Source organism: Arthrobacter sp. CP30, assembly GCF_053470025.1.
Genome location: NZ_JBQEMM010000004.1, coordinates 59,128 through 76,066, shown reverse-complemented (window position 1 = coordinate 76,066; position 16,939 = coordinate 59,128). Strand labels below are relative to the sequence as shown.

Here is a 16,939-nt window from a genome sequence, read left to right as displayed (position 1 = left end):
GTCGTCGCTGCCCCGGGCAGGACGTCCGGCAGGAATATCCACCGCTGGAGGGGGTTGTGCAGGACATGACAGAAAATACGGCAGCACCGTCGGGCGCACCCCGCAGCACCATCGGTTTCATCGGCAGCGGCAACATCGGCTCGCAGCTGGCACGCCTCGCCGTGGAGCGCGGCTACCAGGTGATCATGAGCAACTCCCGTGGTCCGGAGACGCTTCAGGACCTCGTCGCGGACCTTGGTGACGGAGCCCGCGCCGGCACCGCGGAGGACGCGGCGACGCAGGGCGACGTCGTCGTCGTCACCATCCCGCTGAAGGACATCGGCGCGGTTCCCGTGCAGCCACTCGCCGGCAAGCTGGTCATCGACACGTGCAACTACTACCCCGAGCGCGACGGCCACATCGCCGAGCTCGACGACGAGAGCACGACGACGAGCGAGCTGGTGCAGCGCCACCTACCCGGTTCCTCCGTGGTGAAGGTCTTCAACAACATCCACTTCGCGCAGCTGACGACGGACGGGACGCCCGCGGGGACCCCGGACCGCCGCGCCCTGCCGATCGCCGGGGACGATTCCGACGCGAAGCAGGCCGTCACCGAGCTGCTCGACGAGTTCGGCTTCGACACCGTCGATGCCGGACCGCTCACCGAGGGCTGGCGCTTCCAGCGGGACACGGCCGCCTACGGGCCCCAGCTCTCCGCGGACGCCATGCGCGAAGCACTCGGGCAGGCCCGGCGCTACGCCGACATGTAGCTCCGGTGCCCGACCGTCAGCCGTCGCCGACCGCCTGGTTGGCCGTGGCGTCAGCGCCCGCCGAGGACGATCGGTGAGCAGCGGGACGCGTCACAGATCTGGTACCGCGCGGAGGGTGCCTTCGACGAGGTCGCCACCCGGCCCGAGTTCACGACCGGGCGGCGGCTCCCGTCCGCCACCAGGGTGACTGTGGACCCCTGAGCCCGGGACCACGTCAGCGTCGTCGCGTACAGGCGGTGCGCCGTGGTGTTCCTGGCCGAGAGCGTGATGGCCTTGGGCTGGACGGTCGGCTTCGGCTTCGGCAACGGCTTCGTCGGGGTCTGCGACGGGGCCGGCTTCGTCGGAGCAGGTGTCGGGCTCGCGGACGGCGACGGCTTAGTCGGTGTGGCTGTCGGGCTCGCGGACGGCGACGGGGCCGGCTTAGTCGGTGTGGCTGTCGGGCTCGCGGACGGCGACGGGGCCGGCTTCGTCGGGGTCGCCGACGGGCTTGCGGACGGCGACGGCGCAGGAGCGGTCGGCGACGGGGTGGGAGCCGTCACCTGCGCCGGCGTGAACGAGAAGTCCCTCACCACTACCTTTTCCGGTTTCACTGCCGCGGGATCCCCTCCCCCGCCGTCGGTCACCCAGAGGTTGAAGTGGATGGTCTCCCGGGCCGGCTCGGGGACGTTCGGGCCCTGCATCACGGTGCGCTTGAGCAGGGGGCCGCCGTAGCCCTCCCCCGCGAAGGTCTCGAACGTCAGCCTGTCCGGCTCCCACACCATGCGGTGCGTGAGGATCGGGTGGTCCGTGACGCCGAAGATCGCCGTGTCGTTGCCGACCCCGGGTCCCTTGCTCGCGTCGAACCAGTAGCCGTGCCCCTGCGTGATGGGCCACACCTGGCCGTAGTTGCTGCCACCGCCCCATGAACTGGCCTCGCAGAGGTCCATCTCGTTGTAGCCCGGGGCGACGGCGGGGTCGTAGGTGAACAGGCATCCCCACACCACCTCCTTCTGGAGCGTGGTGAGGTCCTTCTCGATGGTGGTGCTGTAGGTGCCGTAGCCGAAGCCGTGGCGGGTCGTGTTGAACTCGGCCCCGATGGTGGCCGCGCCGGTCGGATTAGAGAGCGTCATGGTCACGTGGCCGTCGGCGTCAGGGCTGCTGACGTTGGCGGGGTCGAACTGCTTGTTGTAGTTCGGTGCGCCGCTCCACCAGCGCTTCTCCCAGTTGAGGCCCTTCCAGGCGAAATCACCCACGGGACCGGGAACGGCCGCCATCGGGGTCGTGTCCGCGGCGACGACCGGCGTGGGCACGGAGACGGCGAGCAGGAGGGCCGCGAGGACCCCGCTCAGAGCGGGACGGAGTGCTGGACGACAAAGCATGCACAGGCCTTCTGGTTCGGTAGCCCGGCTGACCCCTGGGGCCCCGTGGCTTTGCGTCTCCGGCTCGCACCGGGTTTGCCCTTCTCACCGGGCGGCTGCCCCGGCGGTGCCGACGCTCGCGCTGCCGACCGTTCAATCCTCCCGCACCGGCATGCGGCCGGACCCACGCGCCGGCGCAGATTGTGCCCAGCATTGCCGCAAGTCCATGCCCGACGTGGCAGCAGGAGCACGCTCGGGTACCTTTGGTGCATGCTGCACGGTCCCTCGTGGCCCGGTGAGCGTCTCAGTGCGGCCGGCCCGGCGCACACAAGTCACCGAAGCGACGCGCCTCCGCGCGTGCGCAGCAGATGGAGAGCACAGAAGCATGGGCAACACTCCGACGACCGGGCTGTCCGCGCGCACCCGGCGCCGCGCGGCGAGCGACGACCTCCCGAAGGGCAGGACGCTCCTCGTCCGGGCGATCGTGCTGGTCACCGCGGTGCTCGGCATCAACTACATCGCGTGGCGGTGGCTCTTCTCCATCAACTGGGACGCCTGGTGGATCGCCATCCCGCTGATCCTCGCGGAGACCTACTCGCTGATCGACTCCCTGCTGTTCGGCTTCACGGTGTGGAGGCTGAAGAAGCGCACGCCGCCTGAGGCACCCGAGGGCCTCACCGTCGACGTCTTCATCACCACCTACAACGAGCCGCTGGACCTCGTCCTCACCACGGCGCGCGCCGCCAAGGCCATCCGCTACCCGCACCGGACGTGGATCCTCGACGACGGCAACCGCGCCGAGGTGCGCGCAGCAGCCGAGGCGGAGGGCATCGGCTGGATCACGCGCTCCGCCGACTGGAAGGACATGCCGCGCCACGCGAAGGCCGGCAACCTCAACAACGCCCTGATGTCCACGGACGGGGAATTCCTCGTGATCCTGGACGCCGACCAGATCCCGGATCCGCTCATCCTCGACAGGACGCTCGGCTACTTCACCAACGAGAAGATGGCCCTGGTCCAGACGCCGCAGGTCTTCGTCAACGTCCCGGACTCCGATCCCCTGGGCAGCCAGGCCCCCCTGTTCTATGGACCCATCCAGCAGGGCAAGGACGGCTGGAACGCGGCGTTCTTCTGCGGGTCCAACGCGATCATCCGCCGCGAGGCCCTCATGCAGCTCGGCGTCACGCGGTACGTGACGGAGATCGAACTGGCCCTCCACAAGGCGCTGAAGACCTCGGACAAGGTCATCGCCAAGGCCAAGAAAGGCCTGGGCCCCGACTCCGAGCGGGTCGAGGAAGCCCTCGACCTCGTGGCGAAGGACATCCGGCGCGTGCGCCGGCGCCTCGGGAAGGGCCACGGCATCTCCGAGGTCACCTACGAGTTCCAGCAGCGCATGCAGGCCGTGACCCGCGGGCTCGTCGCCGCGGACATCGCCGCCTTCCACGAGGACCTCGCCTCCCTCGCGGACCTCGACATCATCGGGCTGGAGGAGGGACTGCAGGACGCCTCCATCAGCACGCCCGGGCTCGCCGTCGTCGACGACGCCGCGCTCGACCAGCTGGCCCAGCGCTCCTGGTCGCCCCTCGCCGCGATCGACGCCGTCCGGGTGCTCATCGAGTCGGTCAACGCGGACCGCGGCGGCGAGGCGCAGGCCGTGATGCCCATGGCCACCATCTCCGTCACGGAGGACATGGCCACGTGCATGCGCCTGCACTCCCTCAAGTGGGAGACGGCCTACCACCACGAGAAACTCGCCGACGGACTGGCGCCCGAGGACCTGAACTCCATGCTCACCCAGCGCCTGCGCTGGGCGCAGGGCACCATCCAGGTACTGTTCCGCGAGAACCCCTTCGCGCAGAAGGGCCTCACGATCGCCCAGAAACTGATGTACGGGGCGACCATGTGGAGCTACCTCTCGGGCTTCGCCGCGATCATCTACATCGCCGCGCCGATCATCTACCTGATCTTCGGCATCCTCCCCGTCAGCTCCATCAGCACGGAGTTCTTCATCCGCCTGATCCCGTTCCTGCTGGTCAACCAGCTGCTGTTCGCCGTCGTCGGGAAGGGCGTGAAGACGTGGCGCGGGCAGCAGTACTCGCTCGCCCTGTTCCCCATCTGGATCCGGTCCATCACCTCGGCGTTCGGCAACGTGTACCTCGGCCGGAGCCTGGACTTCGCCGTCACGCCGAAGACCCTGCAGCAGGACCACCAGCTCCGCTGGGACCTCGTGAGACCCCAGCTGTGGGCGATGGGCCTGCTGGTCGCCGCCGTGATCATCGGCGTCGTCCGCATGCTCGTGGGACAGGCCGACATCCTCGGCACCTCGGTGAACATCGTCTGGGTCGTCTTCGACCTGGTGATCTTCAGCGTCATCATCGAGGCCGTCCGCTACCGCGGATACGAGCACTACCAGGCGGACATCGCGGAGGCGAAGGCCCGGCAGGACGCGAAGGCGTGAGCGCGACGGTGACCACGGCGACAGCCGCCGGCCTGCGGGCCCTGGTCCTCCTCCTGGTCCTGGTGACCGGGATCCTCGGCGGTGGCACCCCTGCCCACGCCCTGGCCGGGAACCAGCCCGCCGCCACGGTGGATGCCACCATCAGCGCGGGGGCCGACCAGCTCCCGGTCGAGGACCCGACCGGCCTCGCGAAGGGGCGGTACTTCGGCCCGGAGCTCGACTGGTCCGCCGACAACGCCCGCGCCTACGCCGACCGCACCGGCATCACGCCGTCGTTCTTCAGCCGGCCCGTGGCCTATCCGCTCGACGCCGAGGCCGAGCGGGACCTCGCAGATCTCGCCCGCCAGGACGCACCGCTCGGTGCGCTCGCCGTCGTGACGCTCGAACCCTCGAGGCCGCTCGAGGAACTGACCACGGCGGACGCCGAGCTCCTCGCGGACACGCTCGCGCGCATCGGCGACGAGTTCCGCACCTCCTTCTTCCTCCGCTTCGCACCCGAGATGAACGGCACCTGGCACAGCTGGGGCCAGCAGCCGGACGCCTACGTCGACGCCTTCCGGGCCGTGGCGGGCGCCGTGCACGGGCGCGTACCGGGTGCCGCCCTGGTCTGGGCACCGTCCTACGCCGCCGGCTACCCGTTCACCGAGGCGTACGGGGCCGTCGAGGGGCTCGAGGCCGGCTCCGTCACCGCCCTCGACACGAACGGCAACGGCCTGATCGACGGCGGCGACGACCCGTACGCCCCGTACTACCCGGGCGACGACGTTGTGGACTGGGTGGGCCTGTCGATGTACCACTTCGGGAGCTACGAGCAGGGCCCGACGACGAGTGCCGACGGTACCCGCGAGTACTCCGGGGCCATCGAAACCTCCGTGCTCCCCGAGCCGGACAAGTTCGCCGACCAGCTCGCCGGCACCTACGGCATCGCACCCGGTGCCCCGACGATCGACTTCGCCAAGGTGTACGCCGCCGGGAAGGACAAGCGGTTCCTGGTGCAGACCGCGGCCCTCTTCGATCCCGAGGACGCCGACAGTGCGCCCGAGGCCGACATCAAGGCCGCCTGGCTCGACCAGCTGTTCGATCCCACGATCGCGGCGGAGTACCCCGAGCTCGGGATGGTCGCCTGGCTCGAGGCGTCCAGGCCCGAACCGGAGGCCGAGGGCCACATCGTCGACTGGCGCCTTAGCGTCGAGGACGGGGCGACGGCGGCGCTCACGGACACGCTCGGCACCTCCGCGGACCTCCGCCTGGGACCCGTCACCGACGTCATCCAGCAGGAGGACGCCAACGAGTCGACGTCGCAGGTCTGGCAGTCCGGGGCCTCGACCAACACGGCGATGAGCTGGTTGGTGGCCTCCGTCGTCGGGCTGTTCCTGCTGGTGCTCCTCGCGGGCCTGGCCCGGAAGATCGTGCCGCAGTGGCGCTACCCGAACGAGCAGAACCCGCGGGACATGCGCCTGGACCTGCTGCGCGGCTGGATCATCACCGCCGTCGTCGTCACGCACATCGAGGTGGCGGGGCCGTGGTCCTTCGTGGCGCTCAACATCGTCGGCGCGATCACCGGGGCCGAACTGTTCGTGCTGCTCTCCGGCGTCGTGATGGGGATGGTCTATCCCATCGCCGTCCGGAAGCTCGGTCCGATGGCCGCCCTCAAGGGCAACATGAAGCGCGCCCTGCGCCTCTACCTCACCGCCCTCGGCGTCGTGATCGCCGTCTACCTGCTCTCGCTCGTGCCGTTCATCGACGCCTCCGTGATCACCACCTTCACCGACCGCGGGACGGGGGACACCGGGGAGGGCGCCGTCGGGCGGGTCTACGACCTCTACCCGAACGCGGCACGCCTCTTCGACTACCCACCGCCCGGCTATGCCATCCAGGACCTGCTGCTGCTCAGCATGGGGCCGTGGACGTTCAACATCATGGGACTGTTCGTGGTGCTGACCCTCTCGGTGCCGCTGCTCGTCGAGCTGCTGCGCAGGAAGCTGTGGTGGCTGCTGCTCCTGGTCAGCTGGGCCCTGTACGTGCTGGACAGAATCGTCCACGTCCGTGTGCTCGACTCGCAGTTCCAGGACGTGTTCCCACTGCTGACCTGGCAGGTGATCTTCGTGCACGGCATCGTGATCGGCTTCTACCGCCGCCGCATCATCGACACGCTGAGCCGGAGCTGGGGCAAGATCCTCATCGGCACGCTGCTCGGCCTCTACGCACTCGGCCTCGGCCTGCTCTGGCTCGATTCGACGTTCCGCCTGCAGCTCCCGTTCATCCTCGCCGGCTTCTACGAGAGCCTGTACGATGCCGGGTACGTCCGCGTCTTCATGCAGCCGGGGCGCCTGATCGACCTGGCGTTCTTCGTCGTGGCGGCGCACGCCATCCTGACCTCCTTCTGGAAGCCGCTGAACAGGGCCTTCGGCTGGCTCTACATCCCGCTCGGGCAGTCCAGCCTGTACGTGTTCATCGTCCACGTGTTCTTCGTGCTCGCGGTCGGGAACCTGCCGGGACTGGACCGCACCAGCTTCTGGCAGGGCCTGGTCATCCACGCCGTGGTCACCCTGATCATCTGGGCCATGGTGAAGAAGAAGGTCCTGTTCTCGGTCATCCCCAACTGATACCGGCTCCGGCCTAGGTCGAGCCGCGCCACACCCTCCGCCAGAAGGACGTCCTGCGGGGCTCGGGCGGCGCGGCTGCCTCGGCGGCGCGGCGGGCGGCGTCCCGGCGCGCACGCCAGCGCTCCACCTCGGCGTCGACGTCGCGGAGTCCGGTGATGACGGGCGGACCGCCGAGCAGCTGGCGTCTCGCGTCCACGACGCGGTAGTTGAAGTCCTCGAGGACGTCCCGCACCTGTTTCTCGGTGTACTGGCGGTCCAGGCGGTCGTCGAGCTCGGCGTCCTCGGTGCGGAGCAGGATGGCCCGCGGTCCGAGCCCCGTGATGTTCTCCCGCTGGATGAGGCCCTTGACCCACCAGTCCGGGTCATGGGCCTCCCCCAGCCCGGGAATGGGTTTGCCGGCGAGCGCCAGGTTGTCGAACTCGCCGCGGGCGATCGCGCGGTCCACGATCAGCCGGGCGCGTCTGACCTCGTCCTCACCCTGGCGCAGGGGCGCCATCCCGCTGTCCGCGGAACCGCCGTCGTCGTGCTGGCGGTCGAGTTCGGCCATGGCGTCCGCGGCGTCGCCGCCCTCGTGCGCGGCGCGGTACTGGGCGGCCTTGCGCAGGCGCTCCTCGTGCTCGTTCGACCTACTGATGCCGCTGCCCTCCCGCGTCGGTCCGCCGTCGTGCCTCGCATCCCAGTATTCCGAGCACGCCGCTCCCTGTGCAACCGTCCCCGCAGACGAGCGTCCTGCCCTCCGGGGGTGTACGCCCGGCAGGCGCATCAGCCCGGCAGCCATCCCGCGATCCGGCAGCCGGACGTGGCGCGTCGAGCCCGGCGGAGCGGATCCGGCAGCCCGCATGTCTACCCCGAGGCACGGCGCACACGACGACGGCGGGCCACCCCGGAGCCGTGGTGACCCGCCGTCGCAGGTCCGCTCGTCAGACCAGCCAAGCCGTCGTGTCCCCGGGGAGCTTCCCGCCCTCGAGGGGCGAGCTGCTCAGCAATACGCGTCCCGCCGGCAGGTCCACCGGCGCCGAGCCGAAGTTGGTGATGCTCTGCCAGCCGCTGGGCCGCGTGAAGTGGAGGACATCGGCGGCGGTCCCGTCCTCCCAGGTGAAGTCCTCGTCGCCCTGCAGCTCGCGCCGCAGGTCGAGCGCGCGGCGGTAGAAGCTGAGGTGCGATCCGGGGTCACCCTCCTGCACCTCGACCGCGTACTCCCCGAACCAGGCGGGCTGCGGCAGGTGCGCCCCGTCGAAGCCGAAGCCGAAGGACGTACCGTCCTTCGTCCAGGGCAGCGGGACGCGGCAGCCGTCGCGGCCCACGTCGACGCCGGTGTTGCGGAAGAAGGTGGGGTCCTGGCGGTCCTCGTCGGCGATGTCCGCGACCTCGTGCAACCCCAGCTCCTCGCCCTGGTAGACGTAGGCCGAGCCGGGCAGGGCCAGCATGAGCTGCGAGACCGCGCGCGCCCGGCGCTCCCCCAACCCGCGGTCGAGCGTGGGTGCGGTGCCGCCGCTCAGCAGCCAGTTCCTGCTGGTCTCCGCCGGGGTGCTGTCCGGGCCGGCGGCCGGCAGGCCGTAGCGGGTGGCGTGCCGGACGACGTCGTGGTTGGAGAAGACCCAGGTGGACGACGCCCCGGAGGAGGTCGCCTCGGTGAGGTTCCTGGTGATGATCTCGCGGAACTGCGCCGGGTTCCAGTCGGCCTGCAGCAGGTCGAAGTTGAAGGCCTGGCCCAGTCCCTCGGGGCTGGCGTACCGGGCGCGGCGCTCGGCATGGACCCAGGCCTCGGCCACGGCCGTGCGCGGCGGGGTGTACTCGTTGAACACCGCCCGCCACTCGGCGAAGACCTCGTGGACCTCGTCGCGGTCCCAGAAGGGGTGCTGCCCGTTGTTGTTCTCGCTCTCGGAGCCGAGCGCGGCCTTCAGCGGCAGCGGCTCGGTCATGTCCTTGGTGAGGGCGTGCGCCACGTCGACGCGGAAGCCGTCCACCCCGCGGTCGGACCAGAAGCGGAGGGTGGTGAGGAAATCGTCCCGGACCTCGCGGTTGTCCCAGTTCAGGTCCGGCTGCTCGCGGGCGAAGATGTGCATGTACCACTGCCCATCCTCGGTGCGCTCCCAGGCGGGGCCGCCGAACACGGAATCCCAGTCCGACGGCGGCTCGGCGCCGTCCGGTCCCTTCCCGTCGCGGAAGATGTAGCGGTTGCGTGCGGCCGAGCCCCTCGGTGAGGCGAGGGCCTCCTGGAACCAGGCGTGCCGGTTGGAGGTGTGGTTGGGGACGATGTCCGCGATGAGCTTGATGCCGGCCTCGTGCAGGGCGGCGATCATCTCGTCGAAGTCCTCGAGCGTGCCGAGCTTCGGGTCGACGTCGCGGTAGTCGTCGACGTCGTAGCCGCCGTCCGCGAGGGCGGACGGATAGAACGGGCTGAGCCAGACGGCGTCGATGCCGAGGGACTTCAGATAGGGGATCCGCGAGGTGATGCCCCTGAGGTCACCGATGCCGTCGCCGTTGGAGTCGGCGAAGCTGCGCGGGTAGATCTGGTAGACGGCGGCCTGGCGCCACCAGTTCGGGTCCTGCATGCGCTCGTCGAGGGCAGCGGGGGCGAAGTCCGCCGTCGCGTCGACGGCCGAGTCGAGATCGGGGTTGACGGTCGAAGTCACGTGGGTCTGGCCTCTCGGTGGTGGAACGGCTTTCCGGAGGAAGGCAATCGACTTCCCCTCTTTATTTTTACGGTAGAAATAAAGATACTGTCAACGAGGAACCGAGCCTGAAGGAAGTGATGCCATGCAGGCGCTCATGTCCCTGTCGCTCCAGAGCCCGGCCCGGGCCCTCGCGCGCGAGGTGCTCGTTCGCGGGCCCATCTCCCGGGCGGACCTCGCGGCCCGCCTGGGCCTGTCCGTCGCGAGCCTCACCCGGCTCAGCAGGCCGCTGCTGGAGGCCGGCGTGCTGCGCGAATCGGAGGAAGCCACCGCGGCGGCCATCGGACGGCCCGTCCGGCCCCTCGAGATCAGCCCGGATGCGCACCGCTTCATCGGCGTCAAACTGACCGGCGACTCCGCAGCGGTGGTCGCCACGAACCTGAAGTCCGACGTCGTCGCCTCCGGCGAGCGCAGGCTGCCCGGCCACGGGGTGGGCGACGTCCTCGACACCATCGTGGAGGCCATCGCCGATCTCGGCCCGCTCTCCGGGTTCAGCGGGATCGGCGTGAGCATCGGCGGCAAGGTGGGCGCTGGCGGAGAGGTCCTCCGGGCTCCGTTCCTCGGCTGGCGGGACGTCCCCCTCGCGGATCTCCTGCACGAGCGGACGGGCCTGCCGGTCGTCGTCGAGAACGACGTCGTCGCCCTGACCGTCGCGGAGCAGTGGTTCGGCGCGGGGCGTGGGGAGAAGCACTTCGCCGTCCTGACGGTAGGAGCGGGCGTGGGGTACGGGCTGGTCATCAATGACACCGTCATCGCCCCTCCGGACGCCGGCCTCGGCCTGGCGGGGCACTACCCGCTGGATCCCTCCGGGCCGCGCTGCAGCGAGGGACACGTCGGCTGCTCGTCCGCCGTCCTGACCATCCGCGCGATCCGCTCGCAGTTCACCGCGTCGACCGGGGAACAGCGGAGCTACGACGAGATCCTCGCGCTGGCGGTGGCCGGACATCCCGTCGCGGACCGCGTGGTGCGCTCCGCGGGCACGGCCCTGGGACTGCTGATCTCGGCGGTGGCCAACCTGACCATGGTGGACCTCGTGGTGCTCTCCGGCGAGGGCATGGACCTCGCCGAGGTCGCAGCACCGGCCGTGCAGGCCTCGATCGCCTATCACCGTGATCCGGAGGCCGTCCCGATCCGGCTGAGCCGCCAGCCGACCGACTTCGCCCAGTGGGCGCGGGGCGCGTCCGCCGTCGTCATCCAGCGCACCATCCTCGGCACCCTGCACTGATCGCGCTCCCCCGCTCTGTACGGCCGGCGACTCCCGCCTTAGCCTGTGGGGATGGACATCAGCGCCGACCGTTGCATCCACCTCCAGCAGCAGCTCGAGGATGCCGGTTTCAGCCGGCCCGACGCTCTCCGCCTGGCCCGTGCGTCCGCCGACGACCCGTCGGGGAGAAGGGCCGACCGGATCGCCGCAGCGCTCGACGAGTTGCACTTCCCTGCCGGACCCGCTGCCGAGAGCGTTCGCGCCCGGTTGTGGCAGGGCGTGTTCCAGAGCCCGGTCGACGACGCCTCCGGTGGCACTGCTCCGGAACCCGGCTGGTATGCGGGCACGCACGATGCGGGTATCGAGCGATACTGGGACGGGACCGGCTGGACCGGTTGCCGCGCCGCCTCACCCGCCGGCGAGTACGTCGCGGACGCCACGCGCGGGACCGTCCTCATGATCATCGGCTTCTGCCTCGGCGTCGTCGCACTGGTGATCACGCCGCTGCTGCCCGGCAGTCTCGCGGTCGCGCTCGCGAGCGTCGTCGTCGGGACGATCGGCCTCGGCAGTCCGGCGGCGGCGCTCCACGGCGGGGTACGCGCACTGGGTACGGCGGGCCTGGTCCTCGGCATCATCGCGCTGGTGCAGGCGCTGTCGGTCCATGTCCTCCCCGGGACGGCGGCGACACCCTTCGGCGTGATGGTGCCCTGACGCTTCGGGAGAGGGACCGGCAAGGCCTGACAGTCCTGTCCGCGCGGAATTATTCAGCCTCCTGATCAATTGCACCCACATGACAACTATTGCGATCATCGGAGCAGGACGCGGCCTCGGCGCCGCCGTGGCACGGCGTTTCGGAGCCGAGGGGATGGCCGTGGCCCTCATCTCCCGCAGCCAGGGCAAGCTCGACGCCCTCGCGGAGGACCTGGGCAAGGAGGGCATCCACGCCCGGGGATTCGCAGCCGACGTGCGCGATCCCGAATCCATCGCCGCAGCACTCGAGGCGGCCACGGAGACGCTCGGTCCCATCGAAGTCCTCCAGTACAGCCCCCTGCCGCAGAAGGACTTCATGCGGCCGGTCCTCGAGACCACGCCGGCCGATCTCAAGGGGCCCATCGAGTTCTCCATCTACGGACCCGTGGCCGCCGTCCACCAGGTGGTGCCCGGCATGCGCTTCCTCGGCGAGAACCGCGGGACCATCCTCTTCGTCAACGGCGGATCCGCCGTGAAGCCGGGCCGCGCAGTGACCGGCACCTCGGTTGCGTTCGCCGGCCAGGCCGCCTACGCCCAGTTGCTGAACGAGGTGCTCGGCGAGGAGGGGATCCAGGTGTCGCAGCTCATCATCGGCGGCCGTATCATCGAGGGCGATCCGGAGAAGGACCCTGCGGTCCTCGCCGGGATCCTCTGGGATCTCCACACCCAGCGCTCCACGTTCCGCCACCAGGTCAGCGCCGACTGACCGGCCGGTACGCCGCACCGGCGGCCCGGACCACCCCGACGAACCCCTACCCGGAGGACTTCATGAAGATCGCACTGCTCGGCATCGGCCGCATGGGACACGAGCTCGGAGTGCACCTGCTCCAGGCGGGCCACGACCTCACGGTCTGGAACCGGACGCCCGCCGCCGCGGAGCGCCTCCGTGATGCCGGCGCCACGCACGCCGACTCCCCCGAGGCCGCGGTGCAGGACGCCGACGTCGTCATGACGGTCCTCTTCGGTCCGGACACCGTCCGCGAGGTGGTGCTCTCGGGCCTGGAGGTTCCGGCCGAGGCCGTCTGGTTCGACGTCACCACCGTCTCCCCCGAGGATGCCCGTGAGTTCGCCGACTACGCGACCGCCGCCGGCGTCCGCTACGTCCACGGACCCGTGATCGGGAGCCTCGCACCGGCCCGGGCCGGACAGCTGGGCGTCCTCCTCGGGGGTGCCGCGGAGGACATCGACGTCGTCGAGCCCCTCGCAGCCCTCTGGGCCGACGCCGAGCGCCTGCGGCGCGTGGCAACGCCGGCGGACGCCGCGACCGGGAAGCTGCTCGCCAACCTCGCCCTCGGGATCACGCTGCAGGGCCTGGTCGAGGCCCTGCGCCTCGGCAAGGCCAACGGGCTCGACGCCGCAGCCGTCCTGGACCTGCTGAAGGGCACGGGCCTCGGCGTGATCGCCGGGATGAAGGGCCCCGTCATCACCGACGGGACCTTCGGCGACACCCAGTTCTCCGCGGATCTCCTCGCGAAGGACGCGCGCCTCATGCTGCGCTCCACGCCCGATCCCCTGCCCGCGGTCACGGCCGTCCTCCAGTCGCTCACCGAGGCACAGCGCGCCGGCGCGGGCGACGACGACATCGCGGTGATCGCAAAGCCCGAACTGTAGCCATCCGCCGGCCAGGGCCTGCGTCGCCCTTCACGGGCAGCGATGGCTCGCTACCCGCGAGGGGTTCCTCGAAGGGCGGGACGCAGTTCGCCGGACCTGCGCCCCGTCCGCCGAGGCCTCAGTCGACCTGCGGGAAGCCGAGGTCTATCGCCGACGTCGACGGGTCCGGCCAGCGCGTGGTGACGACCTTCCCCCGCGTGTAGAAGCGGATGCTGTCCGGGCCGTACATGTGCGTGTCCCCGAACAGGGAGTCCTTCCAGCCGCCGAAGGAGTAGGTGCCCACCGGCACCGGGATGGGCACGTTGACGCCCACCATGCCGGCCTCGGCCTCGACCTCGAACTGCCGCGCCGCACCGCCGTCGCGCGTGAAGATCGCGACGCCGTTGCCGTACTGGTTCTCGTTCACGAGCCGGACGGCGTCGGCGTACGTCGCCACCCGGACCACGGAGAGCACGGGCCCGAAGATCTCGTCGTCGTACACCTTCATGCCCGGCTTCACGTGGTCCACGAGGGAGACACCGATGAAGAAGCCGTCCGAGCCGAACTCCTGCTGCGTCCCGTCGACGACCACCGTGGCGCCCTCGGAGGATGCGCCGGTCACGTAGGACGCGACCCGGTCGCGGTGCTCGGCGGTGATGAGCGGTCCCATCTCGGACGACGGGTCGGTGCCGGGCCCGATCCTCAGGCCGGCCATGCGCGAGCGGACCGCCTCGACGAGATCGTCCGCGATGTCACCCACCGCGACCACGACGCTGATCGCCATGCAGCGCTCCCCTGCGGAACCGTAGGCGGCGGAGATCGCGGCGTCGGCAGCCATGTCCAGGTCCGCGTCGGGCAGGACCACCATGTGGTTCTTCGCACCGCCCAGCGCCTGGACGCGCTTCGCGTTGGCGGCGGCCCGCGCGTAGATGGTCCTCGCGATCGGGGTGGAGCCGACGAAGCTCACCGCCTTCACGCCCGGGTGATCGAGGATGGTCTCCACGGCCTCGCGATCACCGTGCACCACGTTCAGCACGCCGTCCGGCAGTCCCGCCTCGGTGAACAGCTCGGCGATGAACACGGACGAGGACGGATCCTTCTCGCTGGGCTTCAGCAGCACGGTGTTGCCGCAGGCGATCGCGCTGCCGATCATCCACAGCGGGACCATCGCCGGGAAGTTGAAGGGCGTGATGCAGGCGACGACGCCGACGGGCTGGCGGATCGAGTGCACGTCCACACCCGTGGAGACCTGCTCGGACCGCTCGCCCTTCAGCATGTGGCCGAGTCCCGTGGCGAACTCGATGTTCTCGAGGCCGCGGGAGATCTCCCCCTCGGCGTCGGAGAGCACCTTGCCGTGCTCACTGGTGAGGATCGCCGCGAGCTCGGACTTCCGCTCGGTGAGCAGCTGCCGGACCCGGTAGAAGACCGCGGCACGCTTCGCGAGGCTCGCCGACCGCCAGCCGGGAAGGGCCGCCTCGGCAGCCCGGACCGCTTCGTCCACGCGCGCCGGCGAGGCCAGGGCCACCTCCTTCTCCTGCCGGCCCGTGGCGGGGTCGAACACGGGACCGAAGCGCTCGGCGTCGGCCACGCGTACTCCGTTGATGTAGTGCGGGATCTGCTGCATGGGGGTGAGTCCTCTCGGGGGGATCAGAGCGAGCCGTCGACGAGTTTGATGATCATGGAGCAGTCCCTGCCGCCCTCGCCCTGGTCGATGAGGCGCTGGAAGAGCTGCTGGACGTGCTCGCCGATCTCGAGGGGCGTATCGGTGCCCCGCGCAGCGGCGATGGCGAGTCCGATGTCCTTGTTCGCCAGTTCGGTGGTGAAGGTGGGGGCGAAGTCGTTGTTCGACGCCGCCGTGTCGACGACGCCGGGCACCGGGTACCAGGTGCGCAGGGCCCAGCTGTCCCCGGAGGACACGGACGCGATGTCCCAGAACACCTGCTTGTCGAGGCCCAGGCGGTCGGCGAGCACGGCTCCCTCCGCGGTCGAGGCGAGGTTGATGAACAGCATCAGGTTGTTGCAGATCTTGGCGGCCTGCCCGGTGGTGGCCCCGCCCGTCGGGATGATGTTCCTCGCCATCGGCTCGATGAATCCGGTGGCCTCCTTCACCGCGCCGTCCTCGCCGCCGATCATGAACGTCAGGGTCGCGGCCTTCGCCCCGCTGATGCCGCCCGATACCGGGGCATCGACGAACCGGAAGCCCCGCTCCGCGGCGGCCTCGTGCAGCGCGGCTGCGGACTCGATGTCGATCGTCGAGGAGTCGATCAGGAGGGTCGAGGTGTCCGCGTGCGCGAGGACGCCGTCCTCACCGAGGTACACCGCCCGTGCGTGGTCCCCCTTCGGCAGCATCGTGAAGACCACGTCCGCGCCCTGGACGGCCCCGGCGATCCCCTCCACCGCCGTCACGCCCTCCGCCACTGCAGCCGCGACGGCGTCGGCGCTGAGGTCGAAACCCTGCACCGTGTGGCCCGCCCGCACCAGGTTGGCGGTCATCGGACCGCCCATGTTCCCGAGTCCTATCCAGCCGATCGTTGCCATGTCCAAGCTCCTTTGCTCGTGGGTGTCTCCATGTCAGCCTCTCCCGCTGTTACAGTGCGATCAAGGGAAGAAATCACAGACGGTGTGAACGTTTGTGCACAGGCGCGGACGGAGGAGGACCATGGTCGACGTCCGCCGCCTGCCGAGTCCGGACGATCTCCTCATCCTGCTGACCGTCGCCCGCCTGGGCCGCTTCAACGCCGTCGCGGAAGCACTCGGCACCACGCACACCACGATCTCCCGCCGGATCGTCGCCCTCGACCGGCAGCTGGGTGGACGCACCCTCGAGCGCACTCCGCAGGGCTGGGAGCTCACCGCGCTCGGAGCGGACGCCGTCACCGCCGCCGAGGCGATCGAGCAGAGCCTCGGGGACCTCGAGGCGCGCCGCTCCAGGTCCGACGCCCTGACCGGGATGCTCCGCATCAGCACGCCCGACGGCTTCGGCGCCCGCTTCGTCACCCCCGCGCTCGTGCGGCTGCAGCAGGAGAACCCGCGGCTCGACGTGGAGATGCTCAGTGCCACGCGGAAGGCCAGCCAGAACCGCTCCGGCGTCGATCTCGAGGTGGTGGTGGGACGCACCGAGACCGCGACGGCAGAGCCCATCTTCCTCACCAACTACTTCCTGCGCCTCTATGCCGGGCCGGCGTACGCGGAGCGGCGCGGCCTGCCCGAGCGGCTCGAGGACATCCGGCACCACAGCTTCGTCTCCTACGTGGAGTCGGCGCTCCAGGTGCAGGAGCTCGGTCACCGCTCCTCCCAGCTGCCCCTGCCCGTCTCGTCCTTCCAATCGACGAGCATCTTCGCCCAGGTCGAGGCGGTCCACGCTGGGGCGGGGATCGGCCTGCTGCCGAGCTTCATGGTGCCCGCCGGCTCCGCGCTGCTGCCGGTGCTCCACGACGGCTTCCACCGTCAGCTGCCCATCTGGGCGGTGGCGAGACCGGAGTCGCTCCGGTCCGCAGCCGTGCAGGTCGCGGTCGCGGCGATCCGTCGGGAGATCGGCGAGCGCGCGGACGAGCTGGCCGCCTGACCGCT

13 protein-coding genes and 1 riboswitch are annotated in these 16,939 nt (G+C 70.2%); of the genes, 8 read left to right on the top strand and 5 right to left on the bottom strand.

Annotated elements, in window-relative coordinates:
• Positions 1-65: 65 nt before the first annotated feature.
• Positions 66-749, top strand: a complete 684-nt coding sequence (locus tag ACTIMO_RS07190) for an NADPH-dependent F420 reductase (RefSeq protein ID WP_055769880.1) — start codon at positions 66-68, stop codon at positions 747-749.
• Between the two features lie 50 nt (positions 750-799).
• On the opposite strand, the gene ACTIMO_RS07185 is transcribed toward ACTIMO_RS07190, so the two are convergent.
• On the bottom strand, positions 800-2,107 hold the full coding sequence (locus tag ACTIMO_RS07185) for a hypothetical protein (RefSeq protein WP_448181970.1): 1,308 nt from the start codon (positions 2,105-2,107) through the stop codon (positions 800-802).
• 15 nt (positions 2,108-2,122) lie between these two features.
• Positions 2,123-2,197: riboswitch (cyclic di-GMP riboswitch) on the bottom strand.
• Between the two features lie 274 nt (positions 2,198-2,471).
• Here ACTIMO_RS07185 and ACTIMO_RS07180 point away from each other — a divergent pair.
• The gene (locus ACTIMO_RS07180; protein WP_082471399.1) at positions 2,472-4,544 is read left to right on the top strand and encodes a glycosyltransferase; all 2,073 of its coding nucleotides are present in this window, start codon (positions 2,472-2,474) and stop codon (positions 4,542-4,544) included.
• Positions 4,541-7,150, top strand: coding sequence for an OpgC domain-containing protein (gene opgC, locus ACTIMO_RS07175; RefSeq protein ID WP_448181969.1), 2,610 nt, complete (start codon positions 4,541-4,543; stop codon positions 7,148-7,150). Before ACTIMO_RS07180 ends, opgC begins: the two co-directional genes overlap by 4 nt.
• A gap of 13 nt (positions 7,151-7,163) precedes the next feature.
• Here opgC and ACTIMO_RS07170 read toward each other — a convergent pair whose 3' ends face one another.
• The gene (locus tag ACTIMO_RS07170) at positions 7,164-7,928 is read right to left on the bottom strand and encodes a DnaJ family domain-containing protein (protein WP_448181968.1); all 765 of its coding nucleotides are present in this window, start codon (positions 7,926-7,928) and stop codon (positions 7,164-7,166) included.
• Positions 7,929-8,070: 142 nt separating this feature from the next.
• Entirely contained in the window at positions 8,071-9,705 is a 1,635-nt protein-coding gene (locus ACTIMO_RS07165) for a glycoside hydrolase family 13 protein (protein ID WP_448182104.1), read from the bottom strand.
• Positions 9,706-9,910: 205 nt separating this feature from the next.
• On the opposite strand from ACTIMO_RS07165, the gene ACTIMO_RS07160 reads away from it, so the two are divergent.
• The 4 genes from ACTIMO_RS07160 to ACTIMO_RS07145 all read left to right on the top strand — a co-directional run bounded on the left by ACTIMO_RS07160 (position 9,911) and on the right by ACTIMO_RS07145 (position 13,390).
• Positions 9,911-11,050 carry an ROK family protein gene (locus tag ACTIMO_RS07160; RefSeq protein WP_448181967.1) on the top strand — a complete coding sequence of 380 codons (1,140 nt, stop codon included), beginning with the start codon at positions 9,911-9,913 and terminating at the stop codon, positions 11,048-11,050.
• Positions 11,051-11,101: 51 nt separating this feature from the next.
• A complete protein-coding gene (locus ACTIMO_RS07155; RefSeq protein WP_448181966.1) occupies positions 11,102-11,740 on the top strand; it encodes a DUF2510 domain-containing protein in 639 nt (212 codons plus the stop codon).
• Positions 11,741-11,819: 79 nt separating this feature from the next.
• Positions 11,820-12,485: an SDR family NAD(P)-dependent oxidoreductase gene (locus ACTIMO_RS07150; RefSeq protein WP_448181965.1), complete on the top strand. Its 666-nt coding sequence runs from the start codon at positions 11,820-11,822 to the stop codon at positions 12,483-12,485.
• Between the two features lie 62 nt (positions 12,486-12,547).
• The gene (locus ACTIMO_RS07145) at positions 12,548-13,390 is read left to right on the top strand and encodes an NAD(P)-dependent oxidoreductase (RefSeq protein WP_422391412.1); all 843 of its coding nucleotides are present in this window, start codon (positions 12,548-12,550) and stop codon (positions 13,388-13,390) included.
• A 118-nt stretch (positions 13,391-13,508) separates the two neighbouring features.
• Here ACTIMO_RS07145 and ACTIMO_RS07140 read toward each other — a convergent pair whose 3' ends face one another.
• Positions 13,509-14,993 carry a CoA-acylating methylmalonate-semialdehyde dehydrogenase gene (locus ACTIMO_RS07140; RefSeq protein WP_448181964.1) on the bottom strand — a complete coding sequence of 495 codons (1,485 nt, stop codon included), beginning with the start codon at positions 14,991-14,993 and terminating at the stop codon, positions 13,509-13,511.
• Positions 14,994-15,016: 23 nt separating this feature from the next.
• The gene (gene mmsB, locus ACTIMO_RS07135; protein WP_448181963.1) at positions 15,017-15,907 is read right to left on the bottom strand and encodes a 3-hydroxyisobutyrate dehydrogenase; all 891 of its coding nucleotides are present in this window, start codon (positions 15,905-15,907) and stop codon (positions 15,017-15,019) included.
• A 121-nt stretch (positions 15,908-16,028) separates the two neighbouring features.
• Here mmsB and ACTIMO_RS07130 point away from each other — a divergent pair, with 121 nt between their 5' ends.
• The gene (locus tag ACTIMO_RS07130) at positions 16,029-16,934 is read left to right on the top strand and encodes a LysR family transcriptional regulator (RefSeq protein ID WP_448181962.1); all 906 of its coding nucleotides are present in this window, start codon (positions 16,029-16,031) and stop codon (positions 16,932-16,934) included.
• Positions 16,935-16,939 lie beyond the last annotated feature (5 nt).